10 protein-coding genes and 1 pseudogene are annotated in these 17,030 nt (G+C 74.3%); 9 read left to right on the forward strand and 2 right to left on the reverse strand.

Features of this window, described 5'->3' with window-relative positions; genetic code table 11:
• Positions 1-16 precede the first annotated feature (16 nt).
• The 7 genes and pseudogenes from ACMA1D_RS25915 to ACMA1D_RS25945 all read left to right on the forward strand — a co-directional run bounded on the left by ACMA1D_RS25915 (position 17) and on the right by ACMA1D_RS25945 (position 11,765).
• A complete protein-coding gene (locus tag ACMA1D_RS25915) occupies positions 17-1,681 on the forward strand; it encodes a long-chain-fatty-acid--CoA ligase (RefSeq protein ID WP_414726439.1) in 1,665 nt (554 codons plus the stop codon).
• Positions 1,682-1,722: 41 nt separating this feature from the next.
• A complete protein-coding gene (locus ACMA1D_RS25920; protein WP_349996754.1) occupies positions 1,723-1,980 on the forward strand; it encodes a phosphopantetheine-binding protein in 258 nt (85 codons plus the stop codon).
• The gene (locus tag ACMA1D_RS25925; RefSeq protein WP_414726414.1) at positions 1,967-6,793 is read left to right on the forward strand and encodes an amino acid adenylation domain-containing protein; all 4,827 of its coding nucleotides are present in this window, start codon (positions 1,967-1,969) and stop codon (positions 6,791-6,793) included. The genes ACMA1D_RS25920 and ACMA1D_RS25925 overlap by 14 nt, the downstream gene beginning before the upstream one ends.
• A gap of 73 nt (positions 6,794-6,866) precedes the next feature.
• Positions 6,867-7,919, forward strand: a complete 1,053-nt coding sequence (locus tag ACMA1D_RS25930; protein WP_414726415.1) for an ABC transporter substrate-binding protein — start codon at positions 6,867-6,869, stop codon at positions 7,917-7,919.
• A 356-nt stretch (positions 7,920-8,275) separates the two neighbouring features.
• Positions 8,276-9,241, forward strand: coding sequence for a FecCD family ABC transporter permease (locus ACMA1D_RS25935; protein WP_414726440.1), 966 nt, complete (start codon positions 8,276-8,278; stop codon positions 9,239-9,241).
• Between the two features lie 148 nt (positions 9,242-9,389).
• Positions 9,390-10,163, forward strand: a pseudogene (locus ACMA1D_RS25940) (ABC transporter ATP-binding protein); the annotation flags it as partial.
• A gap of 1,014 nt (positions 10,164-11,177) precedes the next feature.
• Positions 11,178-11,765: a DJ-1/PfpI family protein gene (locus ACMA1D_RS25945; protein ID WP_414726416.1), complete on the forward strand. Its 588-nt coding sequence runs from the start codon at positions 11,178-11,180 to the stop codon at positions 11,763-11,765.
• Between the two features lie 266 nt (positions 11,766-12,031).
• Here the strand turns inward: ACMA1D_RS25945 and ACMA1D_RS25950 are convergent, their stop codons facing one another.
• The gene (locus tag ACMA1D_RS25950; protein ID WP_414726417.1) at positions 12,032-12,400 is read right to left on the reverse strand and encodes an ArsC/Spx/MgsR family protein; all 369 of its coding nucleotides are present in this window, start codon (positions 12,398-12,400) and stop codon (positions 12,032-12,034) included.
• 130 nt (positions 12,401-12,530) lie between these two features.
• Between ACMA1D_RS25950 and ACMA1D_RS25955 the strand changes: the two genes are divergently transcribed.
• Positions 12,531-12,815, forward strand: coding sequence for a hypothetical protein (locus ACMA1D_RS25955; protein ID WP_414726418.1), 285 nt, complete (start codon positions 12,531-12,533; stop codon positions 12,813-12,815).
• A gap of 193 nt (positions 12,816-13,008) precedes the next feature.
• On the opposite strand, the gene ACMA1D_RS25960 is transcribed toward ACMA1D_RS25955, so the two are convergent.
• Positions 13,009-15,444 carry an SMI1/KNR4 family protein gene (locus ACMA1D_RS25960; RefSeq protein ID WP_414726419.1) on the reverse strand — a complete coding sequence of 812 codons (2,436 nt, stop codon included), beginning with the start codon at positions 15,442-15,444 and terminating at the stop codon, positions 13,009-13,011.
• Between the two features lie 532 nt (positions 15,445-15,976).
• Here ACMA1D_RS25960 and ACMA1D_RS25965 point away from each other — a divergent pair.
• A complete protein-coding gene (locus tag ACMA1D_RS25965; RefSeq protein ID WP_414726420.1) occupies positions 15,977-16,840 on the forward strand; it encodes an arpA protein in 864 nt (287 codons plus the stop codon).
• The last annotated feature ends 190 nt before the right edge of the window (positions 16,841-17,030 follow it).

Here is a 17,030-nt window from a genome sequence, read left to right on the forward strand (position 1 = left end):
TGCGGAGGCGCAGGACATGGCCGAATCCACGATGACGCGTACGGCGGACGGCAGGCTCCACCACGCGAACCTGCACACCCTCGACGAGACGGTGCGCTTCCACGCCGAGCGGCAGCCGGACGTGGCGGCCGTGCTGTGCGAGGGCCGAGTCCTGACGTACGGCGAACTCCACCGCGAGAGCAGCCGCATCGCGCACGCCATCGAGGCCGCCGGGCTGCGTCCCGGTGCGCGCGTGGCCTATCTCGGCAAGGAGTCCGAGCACTACTACGCGATCCTCTTCGGCTGCGCCAAGAGCCAGACCGTACTGGTGCCCATCAACTGGCGCCTGACCGCGCCCGAGGTCAGCCACATCCTGCGCGACTCCGGCAGCGAACTCCTCTTCCTGGAGCAGGAGTTCGCGCCGATCATCGACCGGGTCCCGGAGGCGGCGCCGGCCACCTTGGTCCGGCTCGGCACCGGCGCCGCAACCGCGCCGACCGCAGCCCCGGCAGCCTCCGAAGCGCCGGCCGCCGACGCGCCGACCGCAGCCGCCGTCGACTTCGCCACCTGGTACGGCGCACACCCCGACACCGCCCCGCAGCAGCAGGCCGACCCGGACACGCCCGTCGCCCAGATCTACACCAGCGGCACCACCGGACTGCCCAAGGGCGTCGTCCTGGCCCACCGCAGCTTCTTCGCCATCCGCGACGCGCTCGCCTCGCAGGGCCTGGACTGGATCGACTGGCGCGCCGGCGACATCGCGCTCATCGGCATCCCCGGCTTCCACGTCGGCGGCCTGTGGTGGGCGACCCAGAACTTCAACGCCGGCGTCACCGTCGTCGCGCTGCGCGCCTTCGCCGCCCACGACGCCAACGCGCTCATCAAGGAACTCGGCGTCACCACCGCCTGCGTGGTGCCCGCGATGCTGCGCATGATGCTCGCCGAACCGGGCGTCACCCCCGAGGACTTCCGCACCCTGCGCAAGATCGTCTACGGCGGCTCGCCGATCTCCGAGGCGCTCCTCGAACAGAGCCTGGCGCTCTTCGGCTGCGAGTTCGCCCAGATCTACGGCCTCACCGAGACCGGCAACACGGCCGTCTGCCTGCCCCCGGCCGACCACGTGCCGGGCCATCCGCGGATGAAGGCCGCCGGCCACCCGTACCCGGGCGTGCGCGCCAAGGTCATCGACGCGGCCGGCAACGAACTGCCCACCGGCGAGGTCGGCGAGGTGTGTCTGGCCACCCCGGCGCGCATGGTCGAGTACTGGGGGCTGGCCGACAAGACCCGCGAGACGCTGGTCGGCGAGTGGATCCACACCGGCGACGCCGGCTACCTGGACGCCGACGGCTACGTCTTCATCAGCGACCGGATCAAGGACGCGGTCATCGTCGCCGGCGAGAACGTCTACCCGGCCGAGATCGAGGGCGCCCTCGAAGCCCACCCCGGCGTCGCCGAAGCCTGTGTGGTCGGCGCGCCCGACGAGCGCTGGGGCGAGACCATCCACGCCTTCGTCGTCGCCGCCAAGGACCACCAGCCCACCCCCAGGGACCTGCACCGCTTCCTGGTGGACCGGCTCGCCAGCTTCAAGCTCCCGGCCAAGTACGAGTTCATCGACCACGTGCCGCGCAACCCCAGCGGCAAGATCCTCCGCCGCGAACTGCGCGACCGCTTCTGGAAGGACGCGGACCGCAAGGTCAACTGACCGCCGTCGCCGCCCCGCCCCGCTACCCGAGAGAGATCGAGATGCCTGAGCCCCTGACGCTGGCGACCTTCCGCGCCGACCTCGCGGAGGTGCTGCACCAGCAGCCGGACGAAGTAGACCTCAGCGAAAACCCCCTGTACGCGGGCCTGGACTCGCTGCGCATCGTCACCCTCGCCGAGCGCTGGCGCGCCGGCGGCGCCGAGGTGAGCTTCGTGGAGCTCGCCGAGCGCACCTCGTTCGCCGCCTGGTGGGACCTGCTCGCGGCACGCCTGTCGGAGGCCGAACATGTCGAAGCCTGACGGCACCGCCCTGCCCGGCGCGCCGGGCGCCCAGGAGAGCGGGGCGGCCACCGCCGGCCACCCGCTGCTCATCGCCCAGGAGGGCATCTGGACCGGGCAGCAACTCGACGTCGACAGCCCGGCGTACAACACCGCCGAGTACGTGTGCATCGCCGGCGCCGTCGACCCGGACGTCTTCGTGGCCGCGCTGCGCCAGGTGGTCGCCGAGACCGAGGCGCTCACCGTGCGCTTCGCCGTCGTCGACGGCCGGCCCCGGCAACTGGACGTGCCCGACCTCGACTGGCAGCCGTACGTGGCCGACCTGACCAGCGAGGCCGCGCCGCGCGCCGCCGCACTGGCCTGGATGGCGCGGGACATGGCCCGCCCGGTGGACCTGGAGCGCGAACCGGTCTTCGGGCACGCCCTGTTCCAGGTCGCGAGCGACGAGTACTGGTGGTACCACCGGGTCCACCACATCGCGCTCGACGGCTTCGGCTTCTCGCTGGTCGCCCGCCGGGTCGCCGAGGTGTACACCGCCCTCGCCGCCGGCCGCCCGACCGGCGAGAGCGGCTTCGGCACGCTCCAGTCGGTGCGTGAGGAAGAGGCCGCCTACCAGGGCTCGCCGCGGCGCGCCAAGGACGGCACGTACTGGGCCGAGCGGTACGCCGACCGGCCCCCGGTGCCCAGCCTCAGCAGCCACACCGCGCTGCCCGCCCGGCACTTCCTGCGCCAGGTCACCGATCTGCCGCAGGCCGAGGTCGCCACCTTGCGCGCGGTCGCCGACCAGCTCTCGGTCACCTGGTCCGATGTGCTGCTCGCGCTCACCGCCCGCCTCATCCACCAGGTCAGCGGCGCCGCCGAGGCCGTCCTGAGCGTGCCCGTGATGGGCCGGCTCGGCTCGGTCTCGCTGCGCGTGCCGGCCATGGTGCGCAACGTGCTGCCGCTGCGGGTGCCGATGGCCGCCGGCGACAGCCTCGCCGACCTCGCCCCGCGGGTCGCCGCCGAACTGCGCGCCGGCCTGCCGCACCAGCGCTTCCGGTACGAGCACCTGCGGCGCGACCTCAAGCTGATCGGCGGCAAGCGCCGGCTGTCGGGCCCGGGCGTGAACATCATGCCCTTCGAGTACGACCTGCGCTTCGCCGGCCACGCCAGCACCGTGCACAACGTGTCCGCAGGCCCCGTGGACGACCTGTCGGTCAACGTCTACGACCGGGCCGAGGGCGCCGGACTGCGGTTCGCCTTCGACGCCAACCCCGAGGTGTACGCCGCGGGCGACCTGGTGGAGCACCAGCGGGCCCTCCTCGCCCTGCTGCGCGCGGCGCTCGCCGAGCCGCACCGCCCGTTCGACGAACTGGTGGGCCCCGCGGCCACGCCCGCGCTTGCCGCGGCCACCGTCCCCGCGCAGCACACCCCGGCGGCGGACGCCGCCCAGCAGCCGACCCGCGCCGCCGACCCGGGAGCGGCGCCCGCCGACTGGCCCGTCGTCGACGGCGGGCCGCTGCACGGCGACGACCGCCCGGTGCTCGACCAGATCGCCGAGCGGGCCGCGACCCACGGCACCGCGACCGCCGTCGAACACGGCGACCGCAGCCTGAGCTACGCCGAACTCGTCGCAGCGGCCCGGCAGGTCGCCGACCGGCTCACCGCCCGCGGCCTCGGCCCCGGCTCGCTCGTCGCGCTCGCCGTGCCCCGCGGCATCGAGGCCGTCACCGCCATCCTCGGCACGCTGTACGCGGGCGCCGCGTACTGCCCGATCGACCCCGGCGCGCCCGCGGCCCGTACCACCGCGCTGCTCGCCGCGTCCGAGGCCGCCGCCGTGCTCACCACCGCCGACCAGGCGGCGAAGCTGCCCGGCGGGGCGCAGCCCGGCGCCGGCGACGAGGCGGCCGTGCCGCTGCCGGACGGCGCGGGCCGAGTGCCGGTGCTGCTGCTCGACGGGGCGGCCCCGGCCGCGCCGGTCGCCGAACCCGCGCCGGCCCACCACGCCGCCGCCCCCGGCGACCTCGCGTACGTCATCTACACCTCGGGTTCCACCGGCGCCCCCAAGGGCGTGGAGATCGGCCACGGCGCGCTCGCCCACTTCGTCGCCGGCGCCACCGAGCGGTACGGGCTGACCGCCGATGACCGGGTGTTGCAGTTCGCGCCGCTGCACTTCGACGCCAGCGTCGAGGAGATCTTCCTGACCCTGTGCGCCGGCGCCACCCTGGTGGTGCGCACCGACGCCATGACCGAGTCGGTGCCCACCCTGGCCGACGCCTGCGAGCGGCTGCGGATCAGCGTGCTCGACCTGCCCACCGCGTACTGGCACGAGGTCGCCTACGCGCTGGCCACCGGCGCGGCCACGCTCCCCGCCACGCTGCGCACGGTGATCATCGGCGGCGAGGCCGCGGTGCCCGAGCGGGTCGACGGCTGGCGGCGCGCGGTGGGCGGCGCGGTGCGGCTGTTCAACACCTACGGGCCGACCGAGGCGACCGTGGTCGCCACCGTCGCCGACCTGCACGCCCCCGAACTGGCCGCCGGCGACGTGCCCATCGGCCGCCCGCTGCCCGGCACCCGCGCCGTCCTCGTCCCCGTCGACGACGACCAGGCGCCGGACGCCGCGGGCACGGTCGGCGCCGACGCACCCGGTGTGGTCGGCGAACTGCACCTGGTGGGCGAGGCGCTGGCGCTCGGCTACCGGGGCGCGCGCACCGCCGACGCGCAGCGCTTCGCACCGCTGGCCCGGCCCATCGGCGCGGACCAGACACCGCGCGCCTACCGCACCGGCGACCTGGTCAGGCTCGGCGAGGACGGGCTGCTGCGGTTCGTCGGCCGGGTGGACGGCGAGTTCAAGATCAGCGGCCACCGGGTGCACCCCACCGAGGTGGAGGCGGCCCTGCTGCGCCAGCCGGGCCTGCGCGAGGCGGCCGTGGTCGGCCAGATCCTGCCCGACGGCACCCGCCGGCTCGTCGCCCACCTGGTGGCCGACGGACCCGCGCCGGAGGCCACCGACGTACGGGCCGGGCTCCGCGCCGACCTGCCCGCAGCGATGGTCCCCTCCGCGCTGGTCTTCCACCCGCGGCTGCCGCTGACCGCCTCCGGCAAGATCGACCGCAAGGCGCTGGCCGCACTGGAGGGCGCACCGGCCGCCGACCCCGAGACCGCCACCGGCGAAGGGGCGACCGACGCCGCCGGCGACCCGCTTGAGCAAGCCATCATCGGCGTGTGGGCACAGGTCCTCGGCTCCGAACAGATCGGCCCGCGCGACGACTTCTTCGACCTGGGCGCCCAGTCGCTCCAGGCCATCCAGGTCGCCAACCGGCTCGGCGTGGAACTGGCCAGGGAGGTGAAGGTCGCCTGGCTCTTCCAGTACCCGACCGCGGCCGACCTCGCCGCGCACCTCGTACAACAGGCCGGCGGGGACGTCGCCAAGGCCGCACCGGGCGCAGCCCAGGCCCACGGGGCCGCCGCCGCACCGGACGCAACGACCGCACCGGACGCTTCGGCTGACGGGCTGCCGCCGGCGGTGGCGGCCGTCGCCCGGGACGCCGTCCTGGACGCCGACATCGCCCCGGCGGCCACGGCCGACGCCGTTCCGGCCGACCGGTACGCGGCGCCCCGCCGGGTGCTGCTCACCGGCGCCACCGGCTTCGTCGGCGTACACCTGCTGGCCGAACTGCTGGCCAGCACGGACGCCGAGGTGGTGTGTCTGGTCCGGGCGGCCGACCGGGGGCAGGCCGCTGCCCGGCTGCGGCAGGCGCTCGACGCGCAGCAACTGGCGCTCGGCGAGGCCGCCCAGCGCATCGTCGCCGAGCCGGCCGACCTGGCCAAGCCCGGCCTTGGGCTCAGCGCGGACCGGCTGGCCGAACTCGCCGCGGGCGTCGACGCGATCTTCCACAACGCGGCCACGGTCAGCATCATGCGCGAGTACTCCAGCCTGCGCGCCGCCAACACCGAGTCCACCCGGGAACTGCTGCGCCTCGCGGCCCCCCGGAGCGTCCCGTTCCACTTGGTCTCCACGCTCTCCACCACCCCGCCGCGCAGCCACAGCCCCGAGGTGCCGGAGGCGTTCCTGCCCCCGCACCCGGGCTTGATCTACGGCTACCAGCAGAGCAAGTGGGCCTCCGAGCGGCTGGCCGAACAGGCCGCCGAACGCGGCCTTCCGGTCACCGTGCACCGCCTCGGCCGCGTCGTCGGCGCCCCCGACACCGGGTACGTCAACGACCGCGACTTCGTCTGGAGCGTGCTGCGCGCCGGCATCCCCGCCGGGATCGTGCCCGACCTGTTCGAGGCCGAGGTGTGGACCCCGGTGGACTACGTGGCCCGGGCCGTGGTGCACCTCGCCGGCGGCGCAGGCCAGCGCGGCACGGTCTTCAACCACGCGCCGGCCCCGCAGGTGCGCCTCGACGACCTGTACGGCTGGATCGCGGAGTACGGCTACCCGGTGCGCCGGATGCCGCTGGCCCGCTGGCGCGCCGAACTGCCGCGCGCCGCCGACGTCGCCACCACCACGCTCGCCTTCTTCGACACCTTCGACGGTGGCGAGCCGGCGGGCGACGCGCCGCAGGCCGCGGACTCGCAGACCGCGGACCAGGGGGCCGCGGGCTCCGCCGCCGCGGCGCCCGCCGGTAGTGGCGGTAGTGCCCCGGAGCCGGACGGCGCGGCGGCCGAACCGGAACTCGGGCTCGGCGACATCCGGTCCGACAACGTACGGCGCGGCCTCGCCGACACCGGCATCCAGTGCCCGCCCATCGACCGCTCGCTGGTCTTCCGATACCTGGACCACTGCGTCAAAACCGGCATCCTGCCCCGCCCGACCGGGGGTGGTGGGACAGCAGTGAACGCGGCGGGTTAGCGCACCGCGGGAACTGGGTCGGACTTCGCCCCGACTACTGAGGCGGAGTCCGACCCACCCCCAAGGAGCCCGCATGCAAAAGAAACGGCCCGCCATGGCGGTGCTGGCCGGGGCGCTCTGCCTGGTCACGGCGGCCTGCGGCGGAAGCATGTCCACCGCGACGACGGAGAACGCCGCGAAGGGCGGGCGTTCCGGCGCCGGCTATCCGGTCACGCTGAAGAACTGCGACCGCACCACCACGTACACCAAGGCGCCCAGTCGGGTCGTCGTCATGAACGGCGCATCGGTTGCTGAGGTCTCCTCGCTGCTCGCGCTCGGGCTCGGCGACCGGATCGTGGCGAACCAGCAGTCGTACGGGGCGTCCGAGGTCGCCGGCCGCGCGGCTGCCATCGAGAAGCTGCCCGACGGCGGCGTCAAGCCCAACGACGCGTTCGACATCCCCCGTGAGGCGATGCTCGGACTCCGCCCCGACCTGGTGCTGTCCACCACGGCGTACGGCTTCAACTCGGGCAACGGCTTCGCCACCCGCGACGACCTGGCCTCGGTCGCGGCCAACAGCTACGTCTCGCCGCAGGGCTGCGACGAGGACACCTCCAAGATGACCATCGAGGACAGCTACCAGCTGCTGCGCGACCTCGGCACGATCTTCCAGGTCAAGGACCGGGCCGAGCAGCTCATCAGCGCCTCCCGACGCAACGTCGCCCAGGTCAGCGACGCCGTCCGGAAGGAGGGGGGCGAGCGCCCGCGGGTGATGGTCGTCTTCTCCAACATGTCGATGGGCGGCAACGACTTCAGCTCGGTGGCGGCCAACGGCATCTGGAACGACATCCTGGCCAAGGCCGGCGGCACCAACGCGTTCGCCTCGGTCACCAAGAACACCTTCGCCGACCTCAGCAAGGAGAAGGTCGCGGCCGAACCGGTGGACGCCCTCGTGGTCATCGGCTACCAGGACAAGAACCCCGCCGCGTATGCCCGCAAGCTGCTCAAGCAGTTCCCGCAGTGGCCGGCGGCGAAGAACAACCGCTACGTCACGCTCTCCGACTCCGCCTACCTCGGGCCGAGCAACGACCTCGCGGTGCGCAAGATCGGCGCGCTGCTGCACCCCGGGGTGGTGGCGGAGCGGTGACCGCCGAGGACCCGCGCGCCCGCCAGGCCCCAGCGCAGCGCATAGCACGCGCCCGTAGCGCGTTCACCCCGCCGGACGCCGCCGTTCCCCAACCTGCCGGCGGCCCCGCCAGGTCGCTCGCCGGCCCGGTCGCCGGGGCCGCCGCCGACCGGCCGAGCCAGCGTCCTGCGGCGCGCGCCGGCGCGCTCCCCGGCTGGCTCGGGCGCGGCCTCGCGCTGCGCAGTGCGACCGGCACCCGGGAGCGGGCCGCCGGGGCGCCGCCGGCCGCCGCGCCCCGCCCGGCCCGCGGCCCGCGCATCGTCAAGGTGCCCACGGTCCCGCTGCTCATCGGACTGCTCGTACTCCTCGCGCTCATCATGATGGTCGCCATCAGCATCGGCGCGGTCACCATCCCGGTCGTCGACGTCTGGCAGATCGTCTGGCACCACCTCACCGGCTCCGGGGCCGCCGCCGACCCCGCCCTTGACCAGATCGTGTGGAACTTCCGCACCCCCCGCGTCGTACTCGCCGCCCTGGTCGGCGCCGGGCTCGCGGTCTCCGGCGTGGTCCTGCAAGCGGTGGTGTCCAACCCGCTCGCCGACCCGTACGTGCTCGGCGTCTCCTCCGGCGCCTCGCTCGGCGCCGTCATGGTCATCACGATGGCCGGCGGCGCGCTCGGTGGGCTCGGCGTCTCGGCCGCGGCGTTCGCCGGCGCGATGCTCGCCGTCGCCCTGGTCTTCCTGCTCGGCCAGAGCGGCGGCCGGCTCGCCCCCACCCGGCTGGTGCTCTCCGGCGTCGCCATCGGCTATCTCTTCCTCGCCGGCACCAGCTATCTGCAACTCCAGGCCACGCCCACCGAGTTGCGCTCGGTCATGTTCTGGATGCTGGGCAGCGTCGCCGGCGCCAAGTGGAACCAGCTCGGCCTGGTCAGCACCGTCGTCCTGACCAGCACGGTCTGCCTGGCGCTGTTCGGCCGGCAGCTCAACGCGCTGCTCGCCGGCGACGAGTCGGCCACCGCGCTCGGCGTCGACGTGCACCGGCTGCGCGCCGTCCTGCTGGTGCTCTCCTCGCTGCTGACCGGCACGGTGATCGCGGTGGCCGGCGGCATCGGTTTCGTTGGCCTGATGATTCCGCACCTGGTGCGGCTGGCCGTCGGCGCGGATCACCGCAGGTTGCTGCCGCTGGCCGCGGTCGTCGGAGCCATCTATCTCGTGGTTGTCGATCTCTTGTCACGCACCGTTAACCGGCCAAATGAGTTGCCGCTTGGCATCCTCACCGCTCTGTTCGGGGCACCCTTCTTCTTGTGGCTCCTGCGTCGCAACAAGACTCTGGATGCCTCGTGAGTCGCATGATGCGTTCCCGGAGCGCGCGCCGACCCCTGACGCGGCGGATTCCGGGCCGAGTTCGGCTGGCCGAATCCGGGCGTGCCACACGTGGCACGGCGCAGCAGACCGACCGGCTCGACCCCCGTCTGAGGAGCGTGACGACCGCATGAAGCTCACCGTGGACGGGCTGCACGTCACGCTCGACCAGCAGCCCATCCTGCGCGACGTCAGTCTGGACGCCCAGCAGGGCGACATCGTGGGCCTCATCGGCCCCAACGGCAGCGGCAAGTCCACCCTGCTGCGCGCCGTCTACCGGTCGCTGCGCCCGACCCGCGGCGTGGTCCGGGTGGACGGCGACGACGTGTGGCAACTGCCCGCGCGAGCCGCCGCCCGGCGCACCGCGGCGGTCCTCCAGGACAGCACCGGCAATGCGGTGGGCCTGTGCGTGAAGGAGATCATCGCGCTCGGCCGCACCCCCCACCACGGGCTGTTCGGGCGGGACGGCGCGGAGGACCACCGGGCGGTGGAGGAGGCCATGCAGGTCTGTGGCGCCGGGCCGCTCGCGGAACGCGACTTCAGCTCGCTCTCCGGCGGCGAACGGCAACGCGTGCTGCTCGCCCGGGCCCTGGCCCAGCGCCCGAAGCTGCTGGTCCTGGACGAACTGACCAACCACCTCGACATCCGCGCCCGCTTCGAACTCCTGGACCTCATCAAGTCCACCGGCACCACCACGCTCGCCGTCCTGCACGATCTGGACCTCGCCGCCCGGCTCTGCGACCACCTCGTCGTGCTCCACGACGGCGTCGTGGCGGCGGCCGGCCGGGTGCTCGACGTCCTGACCACGGACGTGCTGTGCGAGGTCTTCGGCGTACGGGCGGTCGCGGAACGGCACGCCGACGGCGTCATCCGGATCACCTACGGGGCCGACCCGCTGGCGGCACCCCGCCAGCCGGCGACGGGTGCGGCTGCGGGCGCGGCGTCGGACGAGGTGGCGAGTGCGACGCATGCGGTGGGCGCGGCCCCGGGCGGGGCGGCGGGCGCGGCATCGGATGCGGCAGCGGGCCACGACGGCGCCGCGCTCGCGCCGCACGAGCAGCAACGGCCCGCGGAACCCGACCCGTTGGCGCCGACCGAACGCGAGGCCCCCGCCCTCGGCTGACCCCACCCGGCACCACCCGCGGACGGCCCACCCGCCGCCCCCGGTGCACCACGGGCACCACCCACAACCGCACAGGCCCCACCCCCCCAGCCCTCCGCAGCACCAGGCCCCCACGGCCGCCCCTGCGGAGCACCACCGCACGAGCACCACCGGCAGGTCCGTACCTTTGCCGCGCACACCGGCGGCCGGTACGTCAGCACGTCCGCACGTCCGCACGTCCGCACGTCCGCACGTCGTCAGGTTCGTACGCCAGCAAGTCCGTACGTCAGCACCTGGGCCCACCAGCGCGCGGGCCCGCCCGTACCCGGGCTCACCGGCACGTGAGCCCGCCAGTACGCGAGCACGTCAGCGCGTTGGCATGTCAGCACGTTGGCATGTCGACCCGGCGGTGCGTCGATCTGGTCGTACATCGATTCAGCCGTACGTCGATCTGGTCGTACACCGATCCAGTCGTGCATCGATCCATCGGTCTGGTGCATCCCGTCAGGCCCGTACGTCCCGCAAGGCTCGTACCTCCGCACCCCCTGTAACTCTGCACTCCGTACCTCCCGTACGGCGCTGTTCCCCGACCGTCGGGTGCGCTGGCGCGCGACCCGGTGGTTCGTTCCAACTGCCTTGGTACGTCGATGAGTTGGTGCGCGCAACCGCTGTTTCGGATGCGTGGCTCTGCCCCTGTCCACCGCTCACCGTCGCCCCTTCGCGCGCTGTGCCCCACTGCACTACTCGCCCCACGTGTCCCACCGCTCCACCCGTGTTGCTGACCGTCCCCCACATCACGAAAGCTGGTACTTCCTCATGAATCCCGTTCCGACCCTGACCGCCGGTGTCCTCTTCTTCGCTGACGTCGAGGAACTCGACGCCGTGGGGCCCTGGGAGGTCCTCGGCTACTGGGCCGACCACGTCGCCGCGTTCCCCGTCCAGGTGGTGGCGATCGGCCACGAGCCCGGGGTGGTCCGCTGCTCCAAGGGGCTCGGCCTGACCGTCGACTGCGACGTGGAGCACGCCCCGCCGCTGGACTTACTGGTGCACCCCGGCGGCGACGGCACCGACAAGCTCCAGGTCGATGACGAACACCTCGCGTGGCTGCGCACGTTGCACGGCGGCGGCACGCTGATGGCGAGTGTGTGCACGGGCTCGCTGGTGTTCGCGGCGGCCGGCCTGCTGGCGGGCCGCCCGGCCACCACCCACTGGCGGTACATGGACTTCTTCCCCGAGATCGACTCCTCGGTGGAGGTGCGGGCCGACGACCGGTACGTGGACACCGGCTCCGTCATCACCAGCGCCGGCGTCTCAGCCGGCATCGACATGGCGTTACACCTGGTCAGCCGCCTGGACAGTCCCGAGGCCGCGGCCGAGGTGCGACGCGGCATCCAGTACAAGTGAGCCATGGCATGGGGCCCGTCCGGCCGGGCCCGCCCGAACCTGGCCCGGGCGCCGCGGTGCCCCGAGGAGCGGCTGACTCCGGCAGATAGCGGCCCGATCCGCCGAGTAGCGATCCGAACCGCCGGGCCCCGACCGGTCAACAGGCCGGCCGGGGCCCGGTCGCCGTGCTGAGCGGCCGGCCGAACCGCTCCCCGCGGCGGGGGCCGCGCGGTCCGCCGGCCATGCCCCGCCGGCGGTGTGCCAGCAGGCGCGGTGCGCCCGCTGGGTCACCCCTGCGAGCGGGCGATGGCCTCCCGTACCGCATCGTCCGACCTGGCCACCAGGGCCGAGCCGTCGTCGGCCGTGATGATCGGACGCTGGATGAGCTTGGGGTGTTCGGCGAGCGCCGCGATCCAGCGGTCGCGCGCCCCGGCGTCGCGCGGCCACTCGCGCACGCCCAACTCCTTCGCGGCGGCCTCCTGGGTCCGTGCGATGTCCCACGGCTCCAGGCCGAGTCGGTCGAGCACGGCCCGGATCTCGTCCTGGCTCGGCACGTCGTCGAGGTAGCGGCGGATGGTGTACTCCGCCCCTTCCGCGTCCAGCAGGGTGAGCGCGCTGCGGCACTTGGAACAGGCCGGATTGATCCAGATCTCCATGCCGCCCACGGTACCCCGCAGTCCGCTCCGCAGACCCGCTAAACCCCGTCTGGCCTGGGGCGATTGTCAGTGCCCTGAAGTAAAATGGGGGAGTAAGAGAGAGGGCGTACGACACATCTGGAGGACGCCGATGGCCGTTGCCGCAACACCTCTTCCGTACCTGCCGGACCTGCCGAGTTTCCCGACGCTGCCGAAGAAGCGGGTGCCCGCCGGACACCCGCGTGAGTGGTACGAGTCGCACCACCGCCGCCTGAAGGCCATGCGCCTGGCCATCGCCCTGATGCACGCCGGGGCGTACCGCCCGGAGCAGGCGTCGAACCGCAAGATACGCAACACCGCGGCCCGCATCGGAGTGCATCCGCCGTCGGACACCACCTGCGCCCTGGTGCGCACCCTGATCGGCTTCGACGACTAGCGACACCAGGGCCCGCCGGCCGCCCGACACCATCCACCGGACCACGACGACCATCGCCCCGCGGCTCCCGGCCGCGGGGCGGTGGCACGTGCCCGACGCCCCGCGACCGACGAAGCCCGGTGCGCCGAGCCGCGGCGACGGCGCGGGGCGGACCGGGGAGGGGGCAGGGGCCGGGCCGAGGTGGGGAGGGGGCTCAGCGGTGGACGGTGCGGGAGGTCGCCCGTATGCGGTGCGGGGCCGACGGGCCCGACCACGGCTTGCTCCGCACCACGTGCAGGCGCCCGTGCAGCAGGGCGAACCGGGGGAGCGAGACCCCGAAGAACTCGGCAACCGCCGCGAGCACGCGTTGCTCCCGGGCCCGGGCGGCCTCCGCGTCGCGGCCCGGGCCCCGGCCCGCGACCGGGCCCGCACCCGGAGCCACGCCAGGCGCCACGTCCGGCTCCCCGTCCAGGGCAGCGCAGAACCGCTCCGGCGCCAGCGCGTCGGGCACGGCACCGGTCCGCTCGATCGCGGTGCCGCGCAGGACGAAGCCGAAGCGCTGCCGCCCGTCCTCGGCGTAGTCGACGTACAGCGCGTGCGGGAACGCGGCCGACGGCTGCGCCGGCCGCTGGCACCAGATGGTGAGGGCCGCCCCGCCCAATGAGGCCCGCTCGCCGAGTGGGGTCGGCGCGCCGGGTAGGCCGGGGGCGCCGGGTGGGCCGGTCGGGAACGGCTCGGGATCGTCGTCGAAGCCGAAGCTCCAGCCCGCACCGCCCGCCCCGACGCGCAGGATCGGGCGGTGCCCGTCGTCCCCGGCCGGCACCCCGGTCGCCCGCAGCCAGGACCACTCACGGCGGAGGTAGGGGGCGAACAGCGGGCCGGTGCCAAGCGCTTGCGCCGCCTCGCTCGGCGTCCGGTCGCGCAGCAGGATGAACCGGTACGACTCCCGGGGCGCGTCGGCCGCCGCCAGCCAGGCGAGCCCGCCCCCACGACCGGGGGCGGCACCGGCCCCGGTCGCCGTGCCCCGCCCCGGTCCACCAACGCCGGCCCCCGCGACGCGGCCCCTGCCGGACGCCGCACCCGCATTACGCGGCACGGCACCGCCCGCGTCCGCGCTCGTACTCTCGGCTACCGCCGGGCCGGTGCCCGCCTCCGTGCTCCCGCTCACCCCGGGGTTGGCACCTGCATCCGTGCTCCCGGCCGCCGTCGAGCCGGCACCTGTCTCCGTGCACCCGCCCGCCGCCAGGCCGAGGCCCCCCGGTCCGAGGTCCCCCGGCCCGGCGCCCGCACCTGGGTCCTCGGCCACTTCCGGGCCGACGCCCGCACCCGCCAGCCGGGAAGGGCCCAGGGGCCTGCCGCCCACCCACGGGCCGTCGGCCAGGCCGCCCGGTGCGGCGTGTCCGGCGGGCCGGCCGCGCTGCCCCGCGCGCGGGGTGGCGAGGAGCTGCCTGCGGCGCTCGGGGGTGAGGAGCGGGCCGAGCAGCGGATCGGCGAGCAGCCCGATCGGGGCCAGGTGCCGTTCGTCGTACGGTTCCCAGGCCGGGAGCGCCGCGGCGATGGTGCGCCACGCCTCCTCCGTACCGCCCCACCGCGCCTGTTCGCGCGCGGTGGCCACGGCCGCCCCGAAGGGCCCCGGCGCCTCGTACCTGAAGGTGTGGGCGGCGATCTCGGCGAACAGCGTCGCCACTCGCCCCCGGTCCTCCTCCGCGTGCAGTCCTACGAGCGCCCTCTCGTCCCTGGCCATCCGCATCTGCTGCACGATGAACAGCGGCAGCAACTCGCCCGCGTACCACGGATCGGTGAGCCGTCGCTCGCTCGGGCACTGCGCCAGTCCGTGGCCGCCGAGCAGCAGTTCGAACTGGGTGGCCAGGGCGTGGGCCCGGGCCCCGCCGTACGCGCGGGCGTCGCGCAGGGTCGCCCACGGCCCCTCGATCGCACCGGCGAGCGCGTCCTGCCAGGCCCGCTCCACCGCCGCGGCCACCTCCCGGAGGGTGGGCGTGACGAAGTCGGGGTGGTTGTCGCCGTGGTCGCAGTACAGCGCGCGGAACATGTGCTGCATGAACGCGGCGAAGGACGCATACCGCTCGACGTCCCCGCCCAGCAGCGCCTTGTGCACGTACACCGCCCACTCGCCGTCGGCCGCCACGTCGCCCGGGTCGAGCAGCACATCGACCCCGTCCGCATCGGCGGCGAGTTGCAGCGACCGCTCCCACATGCCGGCCAGCAGCACCTCCTGCGGGGCGGAGTCCTCGGTGAGCTCCGCCTCGTAGACCTCCCGCAACCCCGACGGGTCGCCGTGCGGCGCGACCTCGTCCGCGGCGGCCAACCGGTGGACCGACCTCGTGGCGTGCAGCCAGCCGTCGGTGACCGCGAGGAACGAGCGGTACGAGGGCGGCAGCCGCAGGCCGAGCCGTCGCTCCAGCGCGGCGATCCGCGCCCCGCCGGCCGGCTCGAAGCCCAACCAGCCGGTCCGGGAGCGCTCTTCGGACTCCTCGCCCGTGCCCTCGCCCAGGCCGTCGTACAGGTCCCCGTCGAGGTCCCCATCGACGTCCCCGCCCAGTTCCTCGTCCAGGTCCTCGTGCGCCGCCACGGCCATCCGGTCGGCGCTCCAACGCTCAAGGAAAGGCCGCCACTCGAAGTTCTGCGTCATGCCGATCACTCTGCCAGCGACCACTGACAATCGGTCATCATCACAGGTCAAGTGGTCTATGGCGGGGCCCTTGTCGACCCGTGGGCCGGCAGTCGTCGACGCCACGCCCGGCACCGACGGCAGCGCCGACGGCCGGCGCGACGACAACAGGGGCGAGGCAGCGATGGCGAGGCGCCGCCGGCGGCGCGACGGCACCGGCCGGGGAGGCCGGCCGGGGAAAGGCCCTGGCGCCCGGGGCGGGCCGCTGGCGCGCTGGAGCGGCCGGCTCCGGCGGTGTGCGGGCGCTCGTCCGCCGTACGGCACGCGACGTACGGCGGGTGGCCGGTCGCGGACGACGTGACTCCGTTGACTCGGGCAACTCCCTTACCCGTCAGTAGAGTTATGGGGACGGAGCCGGCGGGCCGGTGGCGCGCTCGCCTCGCGCGGGCGCCCGCGCGTCGGTGGCCGGCCGTGGGACCCGTGTGCCGGGTCCGGCCGGTCCCGGCGCCACCACCAGCTCGACCCGGCCGACCCCGCACCCGGAGAGGACCCCATGGGCACTGTGGAAGCGACGTCGCTCGACCAGGTGGTCAACACGGACCGGTACCCCCTTCTCGACCTCGCCGGCCCCGCCGGGCGCGCCGTGGTGGACCGCGCCCGGCGCGAACTGGCCACGCTCGGCTGCACCGTGCTGCGCGACTTCATCCGCCCCGAACTCCGCGCGGCGCTGCGCCGTGAGGGCGCCGCACTCGCACCGCTGGCCCATGCCGACGTCGAGACCGTCAACGTCTACAACATCGCCGTGACCGACGACCTGCCGGCCGACCACCCGGCCCGTACACCCTTCGAGCGCGGCAACGCCTTCGTCGCCCGCGACCACATCCCCGCATCGGCCCTGATCAGCCGGGTCTACGCGCACCAGGCGTTCCAGTGCTTCCTCGCCGCGTGCTTCGAACTGCCCGCCCTGTACGAGCTCGCCGACCCGCTCTCCGGCCTGGTGCTCAACGTCGTCCCGCCGGGCCGCGGCCACCCGTGGCACTTCGACACCAACGAGTTCACCGTGAGCATGTTGACCCAGGCCCCGCAGGGCGGCGGACTCTTCGAGTACTGCCCGCACCTCAGGTCGGTCGAGGACGAGAACTTCGACCAGGTCAGGGACGTACTCGCCGGGCGCGCCGAACACCTCGTCCGCCGCCTCCCGCTCACCCCGGGCGACCTGCAACTCTTCCTGGGGCGCTATGCGTTGCACCGGGTCAGCACGGTGCGCGGCCCGGGTGCACGGCACTCCGCGATCTTCGCGTACAGCCAGCGCCCCGGCGTCGTCGGCACCGTCGCGCGCACCCGCCAACTCTTCGGCCGCGTGCTCCCAGTCCACCACGCGGCGGAGGCGGTCCGCGGCGACCGCCTGCTCGACTGACGGCGCCCCGCGCCTCCACGCCGCCTCCGTCCTCCGCGCTACCCGCCCGCCCCGTCGCCGCCCCTCCGCGGCGCTCCAACGCGCCACTCCGCGGACGCCCCGCGCCACCCGCCACCCACCACAGCCCTTAGCCTCGACATCCCCGAGCGGCTCCGTCTGCCTCAACGTGCCGTCTGGAAAAGGAAGTTCA

Source organism: Streptomyces sp. 796.1 (assembly GCF_047525675.1).
In the GTDB taxonomy this organism is placed as follows: domain Bacteria; phylum Actinomycetota; class Actinomycetes; order Streptomycetales; family Streptomycetaceae; genus Streptomyces.